This is a genomic window from Paenibacillus sp. FSL R7-0312, from assembly GCF_038004445.1.
Lineage (GTDB): Bacteria > Bacillota > Bacilli > Paenibacillales > Paenibacillaceae > Paenibacillus_AQ.
Map to the genome: position 1 here is coordinate 599732 of NZ_JBBORE010000001.1, position 21593 is coordinate 621324.

9 protein-coding genes, 2 rRNA genes and 3 riboswitches are annotated in these 21593 nt (G+C 51.7%); all 11 genes read right to left on the reverse strand.

Annotated features, from left to right (window positions below; all coding sequences use genetic code 11):
* Positions 1–87: 87 nt before the first annotated feature.
* A 23S ribosomal RNA gene (locus tag MKX70_RS02520) occupies positions 88–3018 on the reverse strand.
* 388 nt (positions 3019–3406) lie between these two features.
* Positions 3407–4964 (reverse strand): 16S ribosomal RNA (locus MKX70_RS02525).
* The 16S and 23S rRNA genes sit together here, the layout of an rRNA operon.
* A gap of 403 nt (positions 4965–5367) precedes the next feature.
* The gene (locus MKX70_RS02530; protein WP_231637763.1) at positions 5368–6159 is read right to left on the reverse strand and encodes a transglutaminase-like domain-containing protein; all 792 of its coding nucleotides are present in this window, start codon (positions 6157–6159) and stop codon (positions 5368–5370) included.
* 32 nt (positions 6160–6191) lie between these two features.
* Positions 6192–6272, reverse strand: a riboswitch (cyclic di-GMP riboswitch).
* 73 nt (positions 6273–6345) lie between these two features.
* Positions 6346–6426, reverse strand: a riboswitch (cyclic di-GMP riboswitch).
* 127 nt (positions 6427–6553) lie between these two features.
* Complete coding sequence (locus tag MKX70_RS02535; RefSeq protein ID WP_042232406.1) at positions 6554–7207, reverse strand: class D sortase; 654 nt, start codon at positions 7205–7207, stop codon at positions 6554–6556.
* A gap of 169 nt (positions 7208–7376) precedes the next feature.
* On the reverse strand, positions 7377–7781 hold the full coding sequence (locus MKX70_RS02540; protein ID WP_042232404.1) for a GtrA family protein: 405 nt from the start codon (positions 7779–7781) through the stop codon (positions 7377–7379).
* Positions 7771–8748, reverse strand: coding sequence for a glycosyltransferase family 2 protein (locus MKX70_RS02545; protein ID WP_081956361.1), 978 nt, complete (start codon positions 8746–8748; stop codon positions 7771–7773). The genes MKX70_RS02540 and MKX70_RS02545 overlap by 11 nt, the downstream gene beginning before the upstream one ends.
* A gap of 84 nt (positions 8749–8832) precedes the next feature.
* Positions 8833–12672: a phospholipid carrier-dependent glycosyltransferase gene (locus MKX70_RS02550; RefSeq protein WP_340839522.1), complete on the reverse strand. Its 3840-nt coding sequence runs from the start codon at positions 12670–12672 to the stop codon at positions 8833–8835.
* Positions 12669–14627: a hypothetical protein gene (locus MKX70_RS02555; protein WP_340781075.1), complete on the reverse strand. Its 1959-nt coding sequence runs from the start codon at positions 14625–14627 to the stop codon at positions 12669–12671. The genes MKX70_RS02550 and MKX70_RS02555 overlap by 4 nt, the downstream gene beginning before the upstream one ends.
* Before the next feature lie 326 nt (positions 14628–14953).
* Entirely contained in the window at positions 14954–16354 is a 1401-nt protein-coding gene (locus MKX70_RS02560) for an NCS2 family permease (RefSeq protein WP_042232401.1), read from the reverse strand.
* Between the two features lie 124 nt (positions 16355–16478).
* A riboswitch (purine riboswitch) is annotated at positions 16479–16578 on the reverse strand.
* A gap of 300 nt (positions 16579–16878) precedes the next feature.
* Positions 16879–18417 (reverse strand): glutamine-hydrolyzing GMP synthase, encoded by a 1539-nt coding sequence (gene guaA / locus MKX70_RS02565; protein WP_042232399.1) that lies wholly within the window; start codon positions 18415–18417, stop codon positions 16879–16881.
* A gap of 700 nt (positions 18418–19117) precedes the next feature.
* Positions 19118–21565, reverse strand: coding sequence for a transglutaminase domain-containing protein (locus MKX70_RS02570; protein WP_340839523.1), 2448 nt, complete (start codon positions 21563–21565; stop codon positions 19118–19120).
* Positions 21566–21593 lie beyond the last annotated feature (28 nt).

A 21593-nucleotide genomic window follows, 5' to 3' on the forward strand; every position in this document is an offset into this window, starting at 1 on the left:
TCATCACGGATGTGTGAATGAATTTCATGGCGTACAGGCTTGATCGCCTGAAAACTGAATCCGAAACGAATCTGCGCTCTAAGAAATTTGGATAAGCCCTCGACCGATTAGTATTGGTCAGCTCCATGCATTGCTGCACTTCCACCTCCAACCTATCTACCTCGTCGTCTTCAAGGGGTCTTACTAGTTGGGAAATCTCATCTTGAGGGGGGCTTCACGCTTAGATGCTTTCAGCGCTTATCCCGTCCGTACGTAGCTACTCAGCCATGCTCCTGGCGGAACAACTGATGCACCAGCGGTACGTCCATCCCGGTCCTCTCGTACTAAGGACAGCTCCTCTCAAATTTCCTGCGCCCACGACAGATAGGGACCGAACTGTCTCACGACGTTCTGAACCCAGCTCGCGTACCGCTTTAATGGGCGAACAGCCCAACCCTTGGGACCTACTTCAGCCCCAGGATGCGATGAGCCGACATCGAGGTGCCAAACCTCCCCGTCGATGTGGACTCTTGGGGGAGATAAGCCTGTTATCCCCAGGGTAGCTTTTATCCGTTGAGCGATGGCCCTTCCATGCGGTACCACCGGATCACTAAGTCCGACTTTCGTCCCTGCTCGACTTGTAGGTCTCGCAGTCAAGCTCCCTTATGCCTTTGCACTCTGCGAATGATTTCCAACCATTCTGAGGGAACCTTTGAACGCCTCCGTTACTCTTTAGGAGGCGACCGCCCCAGTCAAACTGCCCGCCTGACACGGTCCCCGTACCCGCTTAGGGTACTAGGTTAGAACCTAGATACGATCAGGGTGGTATCCCAACGGCGCCTCCGCAGAAGCTTGCGCTCCTGCCTCAACGGCTCCCACCTATCCTGTACAGATCGTACCCAAATTCAATATCAAGCTGCAGTAAAGCTCCATGGGGTCTTTCCGTCTTGTCGCGGGTAACCTGCATCTTCACAGGTATTAAAATTTCACCGGATCTCTCGTTGAGACAGCGCCCAAGTCGTTACGCCATTCGTGCGGGTCAGAATTTACCTGACAAGGAATTTCGCTACCTTAGGACCGTTATAGTTACGGCCGCCGTTTACTGGGGCTTCGGTTCACAGCTTCGGGTTTAACCCCTAACCACTCCCCTTAACCTTCCAGCACCGGGCAGGCGTCAGCCCGTATACTTCGCCTTGCGGCTTCGCACAGACCTGTGTTTTTGCTAAACAGTCGCTTGGGCCTTTTCACTGCGGCCCCCTCGGGCTATTCACCCTACCGAGGCACCTCTTCTCCCGAAGTTACGAGGTCATTTTGCCGAGTTCCTTAACGAGAGTTCTTCCGCGCGCCTTAGAATTCTCTTCTCGCCTACCTGTGTCGGTTTGCGGTACGGGCACCTTCTCCTGGCTAGAGGCTTTTCTTGGCAGTGTGAGATCATGACCTTCGCTACTACAATTTTCGCTCCCCATCACAGCCCAGCCTTATTGATGTGCGGATTTGCCTACACATCAGCCTCACTGCTTAGACGGACACATCCATCAGTCCGCGTCACTACCCTCCTGCGTCACCCCATCGCTCATAGCGGATTACGGTGGTACAGTAATTTCAAACTGTTGTCCTTCGACTACGCCTTTCGGCCTCGCCTTAGGTCCCGACTTACCCTGAGCGGACGAGCCTTCCTCAGGAAACCTTGGGCTTTCGGCGGATCAGATTCTCACTGATCTTTTCGTTACTCATACCGGCATTCTCACTTGTATGCTGTCCAGCGCTCCTTACGGTACACCTTCAACCCACATACAACGCTCCCCTACCCCAGATACAAAGTATCTAGCCATAGCTTCGGTGGTGTGTTTAGCCCCGTTACATTTTCGGCGCAGAGTCACTCGACCAGTGAGCTATTACGCACTCTTTCAATGGTGGCTGCTTCTAAGCCAACATCCTGGTTGTCTGTGCAACTCCACATCCTTTCCCACTTAACACACACTTGGGGACCTTAGCTGATGGTCTGGGCTGTTTCCCTTTTGACAATGGATCTTAGCACTCACTGTCTGACTCCCGGCAAGAAGTTAATGGCATTCGGAGTTTGACTGAGCTTGGTAACCCTTGCGGGCCCCGCACCCAATCAGTGCTCTACCTCCACCACTCCATTCACCGAGGCTAGCCCTAAAGCTATTTCGGGGAGAACCAGCTATCTCCGAGTTCGATTGGAATTTCTCCGCTACCCCCACCTCATCCCCGCATTTTTCAACATGCGTGGGTTCGGGCCTCCAGTGCGTGTTACCGCACCTTCACCCTGGACAGGGGTAGATCACACGGTTTCGGGTCTACGTCCACATACTCATTCGCCCTATTCAGACTCGCTTTCGCTGCGGCTCCGTCTTCTCGACTTAACCTTGCATGTTAAACGTAACTCGCCGGTTCATTCTACAAAAGGCACGCCATCACCCAGTAATAGGGCTCTGACTTTTTGTAAGCACACGGTTTCAGGTTCTATTTCACTCCCCTTCCGGGGTGCTTTTCACCTTTCCCTCACGGTACTGTTTCACTATCGGTCGCCAGGTAGTATTTAGCCTTAGCAGATGGTCCTGCTGGATTCATACGGGGTTTCACGTGCCCCGCACTACTCGGGATCCGTCTCGGAGAGAACACAGTTTAGGCTACAGGGCTTTTACCTCTATCGCGGGCCTTTCCAGACCTCTTCACCTACCATATTCCTTTGTAACTCCATGTGAGACGTCCCACAACCCCAAGGGGCAAGCCCCTTGGTTTAGGCTGTTCCGCGTTCGCTCGCCGCTACTGACGGAATCACTATTGTTTTCTCTTCCTCAGGGTACTTAGATGTTTCAGTTCCCCTGGTCTGCCTCTGCGTATCCTATGTATTCAGATACGAGTAACTGCGAATTACCACAGCTGGGTTTCCCCATTCGGACACCCCCGGATCAAAGCTTGCTTACAGCTCCCCGAGGCAGTTTCGTTGTTCGCCACGTCCTTCGTCGGCTCCTGGCGCCTAGGCATCCTCCGTGTGCTCTTATTAGCTTAACCAATCGCTCCGGTATTGGCTCATTCGCTCATCTTGTTTTAAACAGCGCTTCCGGATGAATCCGTCCGCTAGTCTGTTTAAAGCCAAAAGTCGCTCATAATCCAAAACCATCGCTCAGCATGACTAATAACTATTTCAACTTGCTTACACAAGTTTCAGCTAAAAGATGTTCTAAAACGCAAATTCGTTTCGGTATCCAGTTTTCAAGGATCAAGGTGCTGAAATTTCGGGACAATCACGACTGTGATGTTCGAAAATTCAGACCGTTTAAAGATGAGAGCTTAAACTCTCAAAACTGACCAACGAGTGAGTGTTTGAACCCTAAGGTTCGTTGTGGAAGCTTTAGCTTCCGATTTGAATGTTTCCGTTGCAGGAAACGATTCTCCATAGAAAGGAGGTGATCCAGCCGCACCTTCCGATACGGCTACCTTGTTACGACTTCACCCCAATCATCTACCCCACCTTCGGCGGCTGGCTCCCTTGCGGGTTACCCCACCGACTTCGGGTGTTGTAAACTCTCGTGGTGTGACGGGCGGTGTGTACAAGACCCGGGAACGTATTCACCGCGGCATGCTGATCCGCGATTACTAGCAATTCCGACTTCATGCAGGCGAGTTGCAGCCTGCAATCCGAACTGAGACCGGCTTTGCTGGGATTGGCTCCACCTCGCGGTTTCGCTTCCCGTTGTACCGGCCATTGTAGTACGTGTGTAGCCCAGGTCATAAGGGGCATGATGATTTGACGTCATCCCCACCTTCCTCCGGTTTGTCACCGGCAGTCACTCTAGAGTGCCCAGCCTTACCTGCTGGCAACTAAAGTCAAGGGTTGCGCTCGTTGCGGGACTTAACCCAACATCTCACGACACGAGCTGACGACAACCATGCACCACCTGTCTCCGATGCTCCGAAGAGGGGCACTATCTCTAATGCTTTCATCGGGATGTCAAGACCTGGTAAGGTTCTTCGCGTTGCTTCGAATTAAACCACATACTCCACTGCTTGTGCGGGTCCCCGTCAATTCCTTTGAGTTTCAGTCTTGCGACCGTACTCCCCAGGCGGAGTGCTTACTGTGTTAACTTCGGCACCAAGGGTATCGAAACCCCTAACACCTAGCACTCATCGTTTACGGCGTGGACTACCAGGGTATCTAATCCTGTTTGCTCCCCACGCTTTCGCGCCTCAGCGTCAGTTACAGCCCAGAAAGTCGCCTTCGCCACTGGTGTTCCTCCACATATCTACGCATTTCACCGCTACACGTGGAATTCCACTTTCCTCTTCTGTACTCAAGTCACCCAGTTTCCAGTGCGACCCCAGGTTGAGCCCAAGGTTTAAACACCAGACTTAAATGACCGCCTGCGCGCGCTTTACGCCCAATAATTCCGGACAACGCTTGCCCCCTACGTATTACCGCGGCTGCTGGCACGTAGTTAGCCGGGGCTTTCTTCTCAGGTACCGTCACTCCGGTAGCAGTTACTCTACCGGACGTTCTTCCCTGGCAACAGAGCTTTACGATCCGAAAACCTTCATCACTCACGCGGCATTGCTCCGTCAGGCTTTCGCCCATTGCGGAAGATTCCCTACTGCTGCCTCCCGTAGGAGTCTGGGCCGTGTCTCAGTCCCAGTGTGGCCGTTCACCCTCTCAGGTCGGCTACGCATCGTCGCCTTGGTGAGCCGTTACCCCACCAACTAGCTAATGCGCCGCAGGCCCATCCCCAAGTGGCAGATTGCTCCGCCTTTCATTCTCTCTTCAGGAGAGGAAAGAAATTATCCGGTATTAGCTACCGTTTCCGGTAGTTATCCCAGTCTTGAGGGCAGGTTGCCTACGTGTTACTCACCCGTCCGCCGCTAAGTTCATTTGAAAGCAAGCTTTCAAATGAACTCCGCTCGACTTGCATGTATTAGGCATGCCGCCAGCGTTCGTCCTGAGCCAGGATCAAACTCTCCAAATTGTATTTAGAAAGAGCGATTGCTCATTTTGAAACATCTGACGAGAATTTTCATTCTCACGATGAAGTTTCTAAAGCGTACAAGACGCTGTGAAACTCATCATTTTTGGATCTCGCCGAAGCGATCTCCCACTCACTCGTTGTTCAGTTTTCAAAGATCAAGCTTGTTGTCAACGACGACTACCGCGTCACCAGCAACTCTTATAATATATCACGTTCATCCGAGTAATGCAAGCTTTATTTTGAAATCACTTATTTAAGTCATTTCTCATTAAGTTTGCCGCTCCAACAACGCTTACTTATAATACCCTATCTCTCTACTAAAAAGCAACCCTTTCCTAAATAAAAATAACCCGCTTAATAATTAAGCGGGTTATCCTCAATGAAACTATAAATGCATCTGCTCTTAGTAGAACTTAGCTGCAGTATATTTACTTGCTACTTTAACCAGATCTGCTGTTTTGCTGTTCTTGGCAAGTCCAGCATCAACTGTAGTATCAATAGTTACCCATTTGCCATTAAGGAACACTTCATTCCAAGCGTGGTAAGACGTCACATAGCTTGTGTTACCCATAACCAGTTTGGTAGGAATACCTTCACTGCGAAGCATAGTAGCGAATAAGGAAGCGTAGTCGTAGCAGATTCCTTTCTTGGAAACAAGAGTACTGTCGTTGTTAGGGATGTAATCTGTAGTTACACTGGAAGCCAGGGAATAATCATACTTCACATTGGCAACGATATAATTATAGATAGCCTTCACTTTGTCTTCATCTGATGTCAAACCTTGTGTAAGTTGTGCTGCTTTCAGAACTGCTTTATCGGAAGAACTCCATTTAACATTCTGTACGGAGCTCAGATATACTGCGTTGGCGTTGCTCAGGCTAAGATCTACCGTCTCGGAAGAAATTACTTTGTATTTGTTGCCGGTAGTGTTCTCAAGTACGGAAACCTTGTATGAACCGTTACCTTGTTGCAGCGGGAATGTTTCAGTTGGTTTGGAGGTGTACAAGTTGTAAGTGTAGCTGTTATTGTCTTTGGTGATCATCAGCTTAATCTTCTTATCCTTAGGAACATTATAAGATACTCCGATAACACCCTGATCCAGTTGACCTATGTTCAACCAGCCTGCATCTGCATTAGCAGCTTGAGCTGTACCTGTCTGCATCGACGTAACCACTACGAATAGTGTAACCAACATTAGATAGAACTTCTTCATTGGATAAAACCCCTTTCGGTAGCTGGCTGCCATCCTTACGGGAAGGCCCTTTAGCTTTGCGTCCCTACCTTTCGATAGGTTTGCCGTTATCGTATAAGCTTTATCTGTCCTTGCTTCTACCATAAAATGCTAGATATACAATAAGAACAAACAAAAAAAGCCTCTTCATTCGGTAGCTGGCTGCCATCCTTACGGGAAGGCCCTTTAGCTTTGCGTCCCTACCTTTCGATAGGTTTGCCGTTTATCGTGTATTAGCTTTATATAGTTATATCTTACCATATCTATTTCTATTATCAAGACCTAAATCACTAGATTTCTGCGAAAACAAATAAAAATTTTAAGTATTTTAAATTTTTCCGTCATCATTCTACAAACATCAGGATAACTTTGCGTGAATGATAAGTCTATGCGTTGGATTCACCAGCGGATCACAAGTAATGAGTGTAAGAATCTTGTCATCCTCATTCCCTTTCAATACGGATACATCGGTCGGTTCCACAATAGTTACATCATAAACTACATAATTGTATTCCTGCTTACCGGTTGTAACGGAAATAGCGTCCCCCACTCCGACTTCATTCAATCTATTGAACAGCCTTCCCGTAGTTCTTGATCTATGCGCTGCAATCGCAGCATTGCCAGTAGCGCCGAGCGGAGCCGTCTCCTTCATATGCGCAGCTGCATGCTTCATATTCGCCTTGGTGGCGCCTTCCAGTACAGGCAGCTTCAGATCTATTTTGTCGATTTTGATAATCGCCATCACCTTGCCTCCGACTTCAATCTCAGGCGCTGCAGAGGGTTCAGGCTCTTCCGCAGCCGACTCATCTGCCAGCAGCTGGGTTACTTCCGCGTAAGGCTTACTTAGATCAGCACTGGCCGGAGCTGAGGCAGACGGAACGATTTCACTGTAGGCCTGTTCAGCCTCTTCCAGCAGCTTTTGCTGCTGACGGTCATTGTACCATTCGCTTCCTTTGGGATAGAGCATAATTAGCACCCCGGCAAGTATAATCAAATAGGATAATTTCCGCATGACAATCGCCTCCGTAATATAGAATAGATGATACCCTTCCGGAATAATTAAGAAGCAATGCTTCTATATAACAAGTAGAAACGACTTTACCGTCCTTTTTAAGGACGGTACCGTTTCAGCGAGAAATAGAAGGTAATTTATAGCAGCAAGCATATAAATTCATATATTTTCAGAATACCCACTTCCGGCTTCCGAAGAAATTAATGATTACCGTAACAAATGTGACCAGCACTTTGGCGATCAGCACTTGAATACCGAGAGAATCGGTCAATATATGAATCAGCAGCACCGATATAACCAGCACCAACAGGTTCAGCACGATAAACCTGACCAGCTGCATCCGGTCGAAGCCCTCTTTATTGCCGATGTCCCTGTCACGGAAGGTTACCTTTTTGTTCCAGAAGAAGCTGTTGGCCGTACCGGCGCTATAGGAAATAATCTGCGCAGGGGTATTGATCATCCCAAGGGAATGCAGCAGTGTGAATACAGCAAAGTCAACCAATGTATTCAGCAGGCCTACCGCATTGAATTTCAGGAACTGGATGAACCCCGCACTCCATCTCTTATCTGGCATAATCGCTTTCCTTCCGCGTGTCTTCTATTTCCGCATCCGGATAGCCTTTGGTCTCACGCACAATATAGAGCGGTCTGTCCTTCGACTCATCATAGATCCGTCCGATATACTCTCCAATTACCCCCAGCAGCATCAGCACAATCCCATTGAAGAGCAGGTTCACGCCAACTATAGATGCCCATCCGGGTACGGTCCAGGAGGTAAAGATTTTTTGGAACAATACCAGGAACAGATAGATGAAGCTGGAAAAGGACAGAAAGAATCCGATATAGGATGCGATTTTGAGCGGTTTGTGGGAAAAGGAGGTGATGCCGTCGAGCGCAAACCGGATCATTTTCTTGAGCGGATACTTCGTTTCCCCGGCAAAGCGCTCCTCCCGCACATATTCTACCATGGTCTGCCGGAAGCCTACCCAGCTCACCAGACCCCGGACGTACCGGTTCTTCTCCTTCAGACCGCGCAGCACATCACAGACTTTACGGTCGATCAGCCGGAAGTCCCCGGTATCGGTAGGGATTTCAACACTGGTCATACTGCTGAGCAGGCGGTAAAAGATCTTAGCGGTGACTTTCTTGAATAAAGTCTCCCCGTGACGCTTCAACCGCTTGGCATACACAACTTCGTAGCCCTCTTTCCACTTCGCAATCATCTGCAGAATAACCTCAGGAGGATCTTGGAGGTCTGCGTCAATCACCACGACTGCCTGGCCTTCGGCATAATCCATACCAGCCGTAATCGCCACCTGGTGGCCGAAATTACGGGAGAAGTCGATCAGCTTGACATGCTCATCCCGGCTGCTGATCTCGCGCATGATCTCCGCCGTACGGTCCCGGCTGCCGTCATTGACGAAAACCAGTTCATAGGAATCGCCGCAACCATCCATTACTTTTTTGAGCCGCTCATAGGTTACCTGAATGACTTCCTCCTCATTGAACATGGGGACAATCACACTGTATCTGGCTTTCACCTTAGTTCCTCCTATAAGTTTCTACGAGATCCCCCGCAATAAAACTGACTTTTTAAGCATCTGTGCCTCATTAAATAGTGCCCCCTAGAATACCCAGGAAGGGAACCACCGCAGTACCGTATTTATATAACTGCTATTAACCTGCATTCCGGATAATACCGGATAGAACATTACAAACAGGATGGCTGCTGCAGCCACATAGGCATACCGCAGGTATTTAGCATCGCCGAATCTGCTGTCAAGCAGCTTCAGGATATAGACAACCGACAGAATCATAAACGGCACCATCGCAAAATAATGGTACAGGAACGTCTCACGCGGCACAAGCATCCACGGAACATACTGTGAGAAGAACCCGATCCAGATCACGTACAGATTCTTGTCCCGGCGTTTCACGGTAAACCACACGGCTGCCAGCATAGCGAAGATTCCTGTCCACCAGATGAGCGGATTCCCCATGGTCACGATGCTGCTGGCCTTGCCTTCCGGCAATCCTTCACCGCCGCTGAAGAACCAGACCGGACGTTTCATGAACGGCCACTCCCACCAGGAGGAGGCGAACGGATGCGTTGCTACAAGCTGGCTGTGATAGTTGTACATATTTTTCTGGGCATCAATCAGTCCCTTAATGGTGAAGCCTTCCGCCGAAGCAGAGAGCGCCGGTACAAAGGACAGGCTATAGATGATAACCGGGATAGCAATAAAGAATAGGATGCAGCTGGCCAAAGTGATGATGGTGTTCTTCCAGAAGGACTGGTCCGCTGTCCGGCAGGCCGCTTTGAGCCCCTGACCGGTCAGCTTGCCTTCAGCCAGCAGACGGCCTGCAGCCTTATACTCCCTATACCGCTCAAACAGCGCCAGTGCCAGCATCACCGCAAGTCCTGCCCCTCCGTACAGGACAATCCACTTGGAGGCCACTCCGATTCCGAAGAACAGTCCGGACCAGAACAGCGGAACCAGCGTTGTGCGCAGCGGCATACGGTAGAAGTTCATCGTATAATACCGCTGCATGAAATAGAACATCAGCATAATGAAGAATACGCCGTATACATCAATCGTCGAGATGCGCGTCTGGGTGAAATGCATGAAGTCCAGGGCGAACAGTCCGGCTGCTAATGCAGCATACGTAGTCTTCCGGAACAGCCGCATCGCCATAATATAGATCAGCGGTAGCATAGCAATTCCAAACAGCGTGCCGATGATACGCCAGCCAAACGGATTAACGCCAAACAGCTCCATGCCGGCACCGATCAGCAGCTTGCCAAGCGGCGGGTGCGTATTCTCATAAGGGACAATATCATGATAATGTTCATAAGCCGTCCGCGCATGATAGATTTCATCAAAATACGTACTGTTCATGAAATTCGAATTTTCCGGGATCAAGGACTGCTCATCGAACAGATGGGCTGGTTCCCCTCTTTTGGCGGCAGCAGCGGCATCCGGTGTAACTCCGGCAATCGGCAGAGGCGTCTTCGGTGCCTCCTGGCCATAGAACGCCACTTCATTCAGGGTGAAGCCCGGAGAGGTGACTGTCAGCTTGACGTATCTTGCCGATACGTTCAGCGGCTGGCTTTTCCATATGAAGACATTGCCGACATCCTCGCTCACATCCAGCGGGCTGCTCCAATTATCCGGAGTCTGGCTGAACTCCAGCTGAAACTTGCCCGTGCCGACACCGCCGAAGATATTTACCCGCTCCAGCTGGTGGGCCTGCCCCAGATCCACATAGAAGCTCTCGCCGCTGGCGGCAGGCTCCCACAGGGTTTCAGGCGACTTATTGTCCCCCAGATGATAAAGCGCAAGCGCTCCATAGAGCACCGTTATGGCGATCATCCAGATCCAGTCTCTGCGCTGCAGCTTCAGCGAGGAACGCCGTTCTTGCTTGGCAAGGGGCTGAATCCCCTCTGCAAGCCGCACATCTGCTTCAAATGCAGCCTGCGTAGTAACAGGCTCTGGCAGGAGCTTTGTTGCTTTGCGGATATATACATCGTACCCAACATACAGCAGATATAATGCCAGAACTACGGTCGTAATCGCTGTAACCAGGACAATTCCGTCTGTCGGCGGATTGCTGCCGGTATTGAGATAGGCCAGCGTATAGCCTACATTAATATATTGAGTCAGTGAGAATCCGAGAAACAGCGTCAGGAAACGCCGGTCCTTGCTCTCAATGAAGGTGAATAGAGACAGTAGCAGAACAGGATACAGGTAGCGTTCATGCATTTTGGTACCAAATACAAAGACAACCGTGATCAGCACCATGCCGAGGAAATACGATTTAGATAGATCCTTACGGTCCTTGGTATTGAAGGAATAATAAGCAGCAAGAGCTACTGCTACAAGTATGAAGATAAAGCCCCATATGCGGTAAGGTATGCCGAGCCAGGTGACATCAAGCGCTGACCACATCGGATCCGTCAAAGCATAAAGATTGAATGCATTAACCGTAGAATACGGATAAGAAGATAAAGTGCTCTTATATAATTCAATCACTCCGGCAAAACCACCGTTATTCCAGAAGAATGGGGCTGCGAGCAGAGCAAATATTCCCAGTCCATAGACAGCGCCCAGAGCAAGCTGCTTCCAGGCACGGTGATGATAGAAGGCAAAGAGCAGGACCGGTGTGAAAATCAGCGCCTGCGGTTTGATCAGTGTGGCAATGGCGAAAAAGATTGCTGCGCGTACAAAGGTTCTATCCACTACTCCCATTATGCTGAGCAGCAGGAAGATAAGGAAGAAGGAGTCTGCTTGTCCCCACGCTGCAGAGTCCATCAGCACTGCCGGGTTAAACAGGAACAGCATCATCAGCCCGATCGCAAGTCCGGGTCCGATCTTGGTGCGCGCGCCTTTGTAGATGATCCAGCCAAGCACGAGGTCGGAGATGATGGCCGGCAGCTTATACAGCACAGTCTCTGCGCCTGATCCGCCCGCAAAGCTAAACAATCCTCGGAGCAGACTCAGCAGGTACAGCACATACAAGTAGCCTGGGGGGTAATCCGCGAAATAGCCTTCTTCATAGAATTTGCCCGGACCAAGATCAGTCAGACGATGGCTCCAAGCCATGAATGTATTCATATCATTCTGATAGCCCTGCGCAGTCAGGCCAATCCAGATCCGCAGAATAAACGCTACACCAAACAAGACATACAGCCAGCGTGTATAGATCACGTCCTGCTGGTTCAGCAGGCGTTTACTGCTGAAGGCTCTGTGATATAAAAGAGCAAAGAACACACTGAACACTGCCGATATCAGCAGCAGCTTGGCAGGTGACACCTTATGCGGTGTTTCTGCCGGCTGGCTCCCGCCGCCCGCATCCGCCCCGGCCGCCGGTGCACCGCTGTCCAGCGATACAATGCTCACGCCTTCCGGGGCTGTATCCAGCTGTTCTACGGACAGATCATCGAAATAGGCCTTGCCCTGAATCAGGTTGGCATATCCGCCCAGGGCAGCACCTATCCCGATCTCGGTCTGCTCTTTGCCGGTCTGGCCGATGAACTCGAGATACTGCCAATCGCCAGCTGTATCCTGGGTGGCGGGATAACCGCCGCCAATCCCGACTGGGAATATATTAGCACCCATTCCCCCGCCTGCTGTACTGACTATTTTGACATAACCCGAGATCTTATAGTAGCTGTCCGGCGAGACGGCAACCGTCTGTACCCACTTCAGGTGATTGGGTTCAAGGTTCTCAATGACTGCCGCTTTGCTGCCGGAGTGAACATCCTCGGACTGAACGGACAGCAGACCGGAGGCATCGCCCGGGATCCACATATCTTTGCTCCAGCCGGCTGGAGCACCGTCCTCCCCATCCTCAAAACCCGGATTCTGCAGTAAATTCCCCTCAGCATAAACGTTTGTTACAGGAAGAATAAATAATAAGAGCATCAGTATAACGGTTGCCGCCGCACGTGTATTCTTGGTCATCGTTCCACCCTCACCTCGTCAATGTTAATCCAGCCGTTACCGCCGGTTATGTAAACTTCTGCCTGCATCCCCTGCTCCAGCGCGACCACAGGAAGTGTAACCTGATGATAATCTTCCCCTGCCTGCAGTTCGGCTTCTGCCAGCAAAGTGCCGGCTGCACGGATTCCGATCTTCCCGCCGCCGCTGCCGCCTGCACTAACCATGGCGGACAGCTTGTAGTCACCGGCTGCCGCGGCAAAAACCTGCGACACGCTTTTGTCAGCTCCCGCATCAAGATAAGCCAGCCTAGTTCCGGCGTAAGGCTTATTATCAGCCACTCCCGTTCCCGCAGTGAATGTCCAGCCCGAAGTTCCTTCTTCAAACCCCCCATTCCTAAATTCAGCAGCGGGATTCTCCGGAGCTACCGGAAGCCTGTCCGCTTTGTCATTAGTAAGCATTACACTGTAGTTGGCGAAACGCTTAACTGTATATGCTGCACTTGCCGCAGGAAGCGGAGAGCTATTCCCAAAGATATATGCGGCATTGGCAGGCACCATGTTCAAATCGTCAAATCTGTATCTCCCAAAGGAGGATACACGCTGGAAAGCTTCTCCCGGATTGGCGTAAACGACGGAATTCTGGAAGTCCTGCGGATTGATCCGCTCATAGAACAGCACATAAATGTATGGCATATTCACATTATTGGTAATATAGATTTCTCCCGGGCTGTGTTCGGAAGCATACTGCACCGCCTCGCCGAAAGAATCATAAAAAGCCGGCCCGATCCGGCCGGGGAACTCACGGAAATAATCATTGGAGAACAGGACAAAAAATATTGTAAACACTGCAGCGGCCAGTACAGCAGCCCCCTTGACTCTCCCCGCAAGCCACACAAATCCGGCGCTTACCAGCATGATGAACGGATAGAAAATAATATTGATCCGGTTGATATTTACACTTGTAATAAACGCCATCAGCACGGCAATCAGGAACCAGAGCAGCAAGATTCCATACCCTGCGTTCTCCCGCCGCCTGGTCCACCATGAATGTATAAGGACAACCAGTCCCAGCAACGCAAAGGGCAGCGCGATCGGGTACGCATAGCCATAAGGAGAAATTGAATTCCATGGCAAGCCGTCAGTCCCGCTAAGCATAAGCTTGCTGAATGCACTGAAGTTATCCGCAGCTGCCCTCCCCAGCTGTCCGCTGAACACGGATGAGATCTCCTCCACACGCGGCATCGTAAGCCTGGGAATAGTGAACAATGGAGTGGCTATGTCCGGCATAGCGTAACGGTTAATAACAATAAATAATAGTATAGGTAGGGCCATTGCTGCAAACAGCAGGCTGTTCCACACAAGAGTCCGGAGCTTAAGCATCTTGCTATACAATAGAAGAATTGCCGTACCAAGTGCAAATAACGGGACAAAAAAGTAAGCTGTTCCATAGGCATACAGCGAGAGGGCCAGCATGCCGGCAAACGCATAAAACCATCTCGGATTGTCGAAGGATCTTAGCAGAAGGTACACAGCTATCAAAATCATCGTAGGAAACAGATTCGATTCCAGCGCCCACCTTGACATCATAATATGCCAGGGATTAATCGCAATAAAGAACATGGCTGCGATTCCTGCTCCGGATGAGGCGGACAGCCGTTTCATAATCAGGTAGAAGAAAATCATGGCCAGCAAGCCCATGACCAGACTGAGTGCCCGCACAGACAGCGGCGTCAGGCCGAACAGCAGAATAAACGGCATGGACAAGTAGGCATACAGCGCATTCTGTCCGCTGCCCCAGGCGATAAGATGAACGGGCAGATGTACACCATTGCGGTCCATCCCGTAGTGAAGAATGGCGTAAGCATCATAGCCGATAGATGCTTCGTCCTGGTTCAGTCCCGGAGGAATTGAATTTATGTATATGATACGAACGATTGCCCCCAGTAGAAACAAAAGGTACGGCCAGGGATTGTTCATGCAGGACTTGTAAGCTCTCGTAAGTAAGCCGGACAACGTTTATCACCTCTTCAACAATATAATCTAAATACTGGATGAAGAAAAGGGTAAAGCAGAGTTCCCCCCAGCTGCAGCCACCCTATGAGGGATTCTCCAGTGAAACCTGTACATTTCTATAACAAGTAGAAACGGCTTTGCCGTCCTTTTATAAGGACGGTACCGTTTCAGCGAGAAATAGAAGGATAATTGATAGCGTGAAGCAAATAAATTCTTATATTTCTATAAAAAAACGGCCCCTTCATATTAATGAAGGAACCGTTTAAGTTAAAGACGGATGTCGTTCTCTCTTAGCCTTGGCTGCCGATCAGAACATAACGCAGAATAATCAGAACAGCCAGTACCCACATCATCCAGTGGATATCATATTTCTTCTTGCCGGCCAGATTCGCTACGCAAGCCAGAATAACATAAGTGACAATCCCGAACGAAATACCGTTAGCGATGTTGTAAGTAAAAGGCATAATAACAAAGGTCAGGAAGGCCGGGATCGCCAGGACCATATCCTGGAAATCAATGTCGCGGATGGACTGGGCCATCAGGACACCGACAATAATCAGTGCAGCGGCTGTTGCAGGGCCGGGAATAAGCGCTACAACCGGAGCCAGGAACAAGGCAAGCAGGAAGCATACGCCTGTAGTTACTGCAGTCAGACCCGTACGTCCGCCTTCAGCTACACCGGCAGCACTCTCAACATAAGCAGTTGTTGTGGAAGTACCCAGCATCGCACCACCGGCAACGGCTACTGCATCTACAAACATGGCGTTACCAACACGTCTTTTGCCTTCTTCAGCATCCTTCATGATTCCTGCACGTTCAGCAGTACCTACAAGTGTACCGAAGGTATCAAACAATTCTACAAAGGTGAAGGTAGCAATTGCGGAAACGATACCGGTGTGCATAATGCCTTCCCAGTCGAATTCCCAGAAGTTGAGTTGCGTGAAGTCAGGAACCCAAGGGGTCTGCGGATTACTCAGCGAACTGAAATCTACAGCGCCCATCAGGATTGCAGCCAGCGTGGTACCCAGAATACCGAACAGGATTGCGCCGCGGACGCGCAGCACCATCAGGATGGAGATCAGCAGCAGTCCGATAATAACGAGCTGAACATTCGTGTTCTCCAGGCTGCCCATATGAATTACAGTTTCGAAGGAAAGGACATCTGTGAATTTATTAGCAGCAATGTCGCTTCCGGCTTCAACGCCGATCGTCATCAGTCCGCTGTTCTTCAGTCCGATAATGGTGATGAACATCCCGATACCGACCGTGATGGCATGCTTCAGGCTGTCAGGAATTGCAGTGAGCAATATTTGCCGGACCCGCGTAACGGTCAGCAGAATGAAGATGATACCGGAGATAAATACAGCGGTTAACCCCATTTGCCAAGTGAACTCATGGTCAGTAGTAGCTGAAGACAATACTACGGATGCAAAATATGCGTTAAGGCCCATACCTGGTGCCAAAGCTACCGGGAAGTTAATGAATAATCCCATGGCAATTGTGAAAATACCAGCTGCCAGCGCCGTAGCGAGGAATACGGAATACCAGCCCATATCAATCCGGCCGAAGGCAGTCAACGTGCTGGGATTCACCGATAGGATATAAGCCATTGCCATAAACGTAGTCAAACCGGCCATAATCTCTGTGCGTACTGTGGTGCCGTTCTCTTTCAACTTGAAAAAGCGATTCAAATTGTTCTCCCCCTAAGGTGTATGTTATGCCATCACAGCAACAGAAAAGCCGGCATCTGGGAAGACACCGGCCCGAAAAAAGAGGTTCTTGTCCGGCATATCCGGTGTTAACCGGAATTCCAGGTAAGCTGCTCTTCTTAATCGTAGCCAGGTCATTACGGTGACCTCGTAGAGACTTCCGGGCCAATCCCCGGAATTATACGAATATATATTTGCTGTAGCGCTTTATCATTTTAGGTGTATATGACATGGGTTGTCAATGGTAAATACGAACATTAAGCGTAAGGTTTATGCAATTGTTCGTAAATCGAACATTTTCATGACAAATTCCGCTTGGTACAGAGATGATCTGCCAAACATCTCGGCATAAACGCGGACGGTACTGTACTTAAGCAGGTTAAAACACGTATGATGGAGCGCTAAGCGGCATAGCCGGGTGGCTTGCTCTTATATCAGCAAAAAAAACCGAAAACGCCAATGAAGGCGTTCCGGCTCCGGAATTCTATAGTCAGCTGCTGCTGAGACTATTCCCACTCGATCGTTGCAGGCGGCTTCGAAGTAATATCGTACACGATGCGGTTTACGTTATCGACCTCGTTGACGATGCGCACGGAGATTTTCTCCAGAATATCCCACGGAATACGCGCCCAGTCGGCCGTCATTCCGTCGATGGAAGTTACAGCACGAATACCTACGGTATAGGAATACGTACGCTCGTCGCCCATCACACCAACACTCTTCATGTTAGGCAATGCGGTGAAATACTGCCAGATTTCGCGGTCGAGACCGGCTTTGGCAATCTCTTCACGCAGGATAAAGTCCGAATCACGGACAATAGTCAGCTTCTCTTCGGTTACTTCACCCAGAACACGGATGGCCAGACCCGGACCCGGGAAAGGCTGACGCCAAACGATGGCATGCGGCATTCCGAGCTCTTCACCCAGTTTACGGACCTCATCCTTGAACAGGGTGTTCAGCGGCTCGATCAGACTGAATTTCATATCTTCAGGCAGCCCGCCTACATTATGGTGGGACTTGATTGTCTGAGCCGTTGCTGTACCGCTCTCCACGATATCTGTATACAGTGTGCCTTGCGCCAGGAATGCGAAATCACCCAGCTTGGCCGATTCTTCGTCGAAGCAATAAATGAATTCATTGCCGATGATCTTACGTTTCTGTTCGGGATCGGAAACACCGGCCAGCTTGCCGAGGAAGCGGTCACGAGCGTCGATTTTGACCACATGGATATCGAATTTGCCGACAAAAGTCTCCATAACGCTCTCCGCTTCACCTTTGCGCAGAAGGCCGTGGTCAATGAACATACAAGTCAGCTGATCGCCGATGGCCCGGTGAATCAGCATAGCCACAACAGAGGAATCTACACCGCCGCTGAGCGCGCAGAGCACTTTTTTGTCGCCGACTTTGTCGCGGATATCCTTAATGGCATCATCAATAAACGACTCCATCGTCCATTTGCCCTCGCATCCGCAGACCTCATACAGGAAGTTCGAAATCATCTCATTCCCGTTCACAGAGTGACGCACCTCAGGGTGGAACTGTACGGCGAAGAATTTGCGTGCATCATTGCTCATAGCTGCGATTGGAGCACTCTCTGTCCCGGCATCCAGCTTAAAGCCTTCCGGAAGCTCCACAACATGGTCGCCGTGGCTCATCCATACGGTCTGATTGCTCTCAAGACCTGCTGCAAGCACGGACCCTGGCGAGAATTCCACATCCGCTTTGCCGTATTCACGCTTGGATGCGCGTTCTACCTTGCCGCCCTGCTGCTGGGCCATCAGTTGCATCCCGTAACAGATTCCGAAGATCGGAAGTCCGAGTTCATAAATCGCCGGATCTACATGTGGTGCATCCTCAGCGTACACACTGCTTGGCCCGCCTGAGAAAATAATCCCTTTGGGCGACAGTGCCTTAATCTTCTCCATTGGTGTATTGTACGGCAGAAGCTCGCTGTATACCCCCAGGTCCCTAATTCTGCGCGCGATAAGCTGGTTATACTGTCCCCCGAAATCCAGAACAACGATAATTTCATTTGGCTTGTTCATTACTTGCCTCCCTTGATTATTGGATTCATTATACTCATGGTTAATTCTCAGCGTCAAGGAAAGGAGACGTCTTGTCTTCGGGGATTTCTCCCATATGTGACGGGGTCTGGGGCGATTTAGGGGAGCCTGTAAAGACAGTATCCAGATCTTGGAATGCGTATCCGCTTCCACCTTAGCCGAGTGAGGATAGGTCTGCTGTTATAGTTGCCAAAAAGTGATTTCCTCTTTCAGGAATGCCGTCATATGCTGGACAGAACAGAGGGCTGGCCGGCGGGCGTACATCGGGAAAATGACTATGAACTAACTAATTCGCCGGAAAACCAACTAATACGCCAGAGCTAAACTTTTGCAGCCCTCCAAGGGTCACGCTGTACTCTCCGGGGCACCGCCCGGCCGCAAAGTGAGCTCACTTAATTTTCACCTGCAAAGAAAGGGCTAAATGTTGTAAGTATTACAACATGGATTCATGAATGCTGGGGGATTCGTAACAATTGTTGTATGAAATGCAGGAATTGACGCGCTTAGCCGCCTGATTACGGGGGAAATGCTGCTTTTTATGCAACAGTTTTTGATTTGGCTCGTTTTTATGAGGAGATTGTTGTATTTCGTGCAGGCATTCAGTCGGCATCTAAGTTCAACTTAAATATTGATGTAAATGATGAAAAGGCGCCCGCTGCATTAGCAGTGAACGCCTCTTATCTTATCGGGTCAGACGGAATGTAATCGTCATACATCTGGCAATGAACGCGGCTGCGTCAATGGCTTCCGCATCCTTGGCAGGAGCACTGGAGCGCAAGGTGGGAATGGAGCGCGGAGACTGCGCGTGCGCCTCCGAGGCGCCGGGGCACGGCGATTGCAGAACCGCGCCGGCTGCCTCAGGACGCGGGGGCTGCGGGACCGCGACGGCTGCCCCAGGACGCGGGGGCTGCGGGACCGCGACGGCTGCGCCGGGGCGCGGCGATTGCGGGAGCGATACGGCTGCGCCCCGGCGCGGTGGATGCGCGCGCGCGGCAAGCCCGCCCGCGCATCCGCTGTACGCCAGGATTTCCCACTGGCGTACGAAGTCCCGGACGGCGGCGCGAAGCCGCCCGTCCTCAATGGCCAGGGAGTCTGCGTACTCCCTGGCGGTAACCGCGGGCAGCGGCGGCCCATACCGCGCCGCCAGCCCGTGCCAGGCCAGAGCGGCGGCGCGAAGCTGCCGCTCACGGCTTAATCTGCCGGCGCGGCGCACCGCCGGCAGCAGGGCCAGGCAACGCCGCCAGCGGATGGCGGCGGCCAGCCCCAGCGCCGCAGCGGCAAGCGGCGCCGGAGCTGTGCCGCCCGCCTGCGGCAGGGCGGCGGACAGAGCGTCCGCGAGCTGCGCCGCGGACATGCGGGCTCCCGGCGGCGCGGAGGCAGCCGCCAGATTCGTCTCCACCGCGCCTGCGGCAGCGGCGGAGGCAGCAGGCGTGGGGTCGAAGGGAACCCAGCCGGCGCCGGGGAAATAGACCTCGACCCAGGCGTGGGCATCGCCTCCGGTCACATTGTAGCGCTGCGGCATGGAGCCGGCCACAAGCGTCCCCGGGCCGTAGCCCTGGACGTAACGGGCCGGAATGCCGCTGCTGCGCAGCAGGATTGTCATTGCCGTGGCGAAATGCACGCAGTAGCCCTGCCGGGTCCCGAAGAGGAAATCGTCGGCGAAATCCGCACCGGACGGCGGCACTCGGGTCTGCAGGGTGTAGGTGTAGCCGGTTTGCAAATAATCTGCAACCGCAGCAGCGGCATCATAACGGTTAGCCGCAGCAGCGGTAAGCTGCTCTGCCAGAAGCTTCACCCGCTCCGGCACGGCTGCGGGGAGCTGCAAATACAGATTGCTCACCCGCTCAGGATCAATCCCCTGCAGCTTGCGCAGCACAGCCGGATCACTTTCCGGAAGCACGGACTTCACCGTATATTCCGTTAACTTGGCAGAGCCGGAAATCTCCGGTAGCCGGAAGCTGCTCTTCTCGCCGTTCGCAAGCACATAACCAAGCTGGCTCCCATCGGCCAGCCGGATATTCTGTACATCGACTGCCGTGCCGGCGCTGAAGATAGGAAGCCCGCCGGATGAAGGCTTCGCGAACTGAATCCGCTGAATGAGCGGCGCTGGCCCGGCCGCTTCCGGCTCCGCAACCGGGAGGCTCGTTAAATTAAGCGGTTCATAGGAAGCCACGCTTCTAATCCAGCGGCGGCCGTCATAATAAGCCACGCTTTCTCCCCGCCAGTAGGACGCACGTGCAGCGGTTACGCTAAAGACGGCCTCTCTGCTTGGCGACAAGGGCATTCCCAGCTCCCCGTCTCCCGCACTGTAACCGGTGCTGGCAGCCTGAGGTCCGGCAGATTCTCCGGGCCTTTGCGTTTCCGCCCAATTCTCCAGCTTATTAAGAACCGGCTGCAGTGTAATGGGGACCACCGGCCGGGCACCAATTCCCTGCCCGCCTATCCAGGCTGCCACCGTCACGGCCACCGCTGTAGAGAGCGCCCATATTCCCCAGCGGGCGTAAGGAAGAGCGTGGCTTCCTGTCCGTTCCTGCAGACGGAGCAGTCCGCTTAATGACCGCATCCAGAGAATCAGACCTGCTGAGACCAGTACATCACCGGACGTATCGACAGCATAGACCATATCGAGCGCCAGCAGATATACCAGGGTTACACCTGTAAATAAGGTGATACTTCCCCTGTACAGAGCCAGTTGCTGGACAGATGATACTAACAGGCCCCAGCCAAGCACCAGAATCAGCAGCCGGCTGTCCTCACTTAAGGCAGAAATCCGGCCTGACAGGAGCAGGAGGGCATCCTCACGGATATCTGCTGTATAGAGCCGCAGCCAGGCAGTTCCCTCCTGTGCCGCGCACTGGTAGAACCAGGTCAGGAAGATCAGGAGGAACTGCCCGCAGGCCTGCAGAAGGCGAGGAAGCTGAATGCATCCCCATAACAGCAGTCCGGCAGCCGAGAGCATCAGGAGCTTCAGAAGCTCGGCGGTCTCCGCCGATGCCGCCAGCCGCTTGAGCGGCAGCAGCCACAGGGTGAACATTCCCATAATAGCCAAAGAGAACAGCCCGCGATAATACAGGGGACTGCTCTCCCTTTTATCGGCGAAGCTGTTCTCCGTACTTTCCGTTTCCGGCAACCTGCTGCCCCCTGATGAAATTATAGGG

Bases quoted from the DNA above. Each gene is read 5' to 3' on its own strand.
- MKX70_RS02530 (WP_231637763.1), bottom strand. From the start codon at position 6,159: ATGTTGGTTACACTATTCGTAGTGGTTACGTCGATGCAGACAGGTACA.
- MKX70_RS02535 (WP_042232406.1), bottom strand. From the start codon at position 7,207: ATGCGGAAATTATCCTATTTGATTATACTTGCCGGGGTGCTAATTATG.
- MKX70_RS02540 (WP_042232404.1), bottom strand. From the start codon at position 7,781: ATGCCAGATAAGAGATGGAGTGCGGGGTTCATCCAGTTCCTGAAATTC.
- MKX70_RS02550 (WP_340839522.1), bottom strand. From the start codon at position 12,672: ATGACCAAGAATACACGTGCGGCGGCAACCGTTATACTGATGCTCTTA.
- MKX70_RS02555 (WP_340781075.1), bottom strand. From the start codon at position 14,627: ATGAACAATCCCTGGCCGTACCTTTTGTTTCTACTGGGGGCAATCGTT.
- guaA (WP_042232399.1), bottom strand. From the start codon at position 18,417: ATGAACAAGCCAAATGAAATTATCGTTGTTCTGGATTTCGGGGGACAG.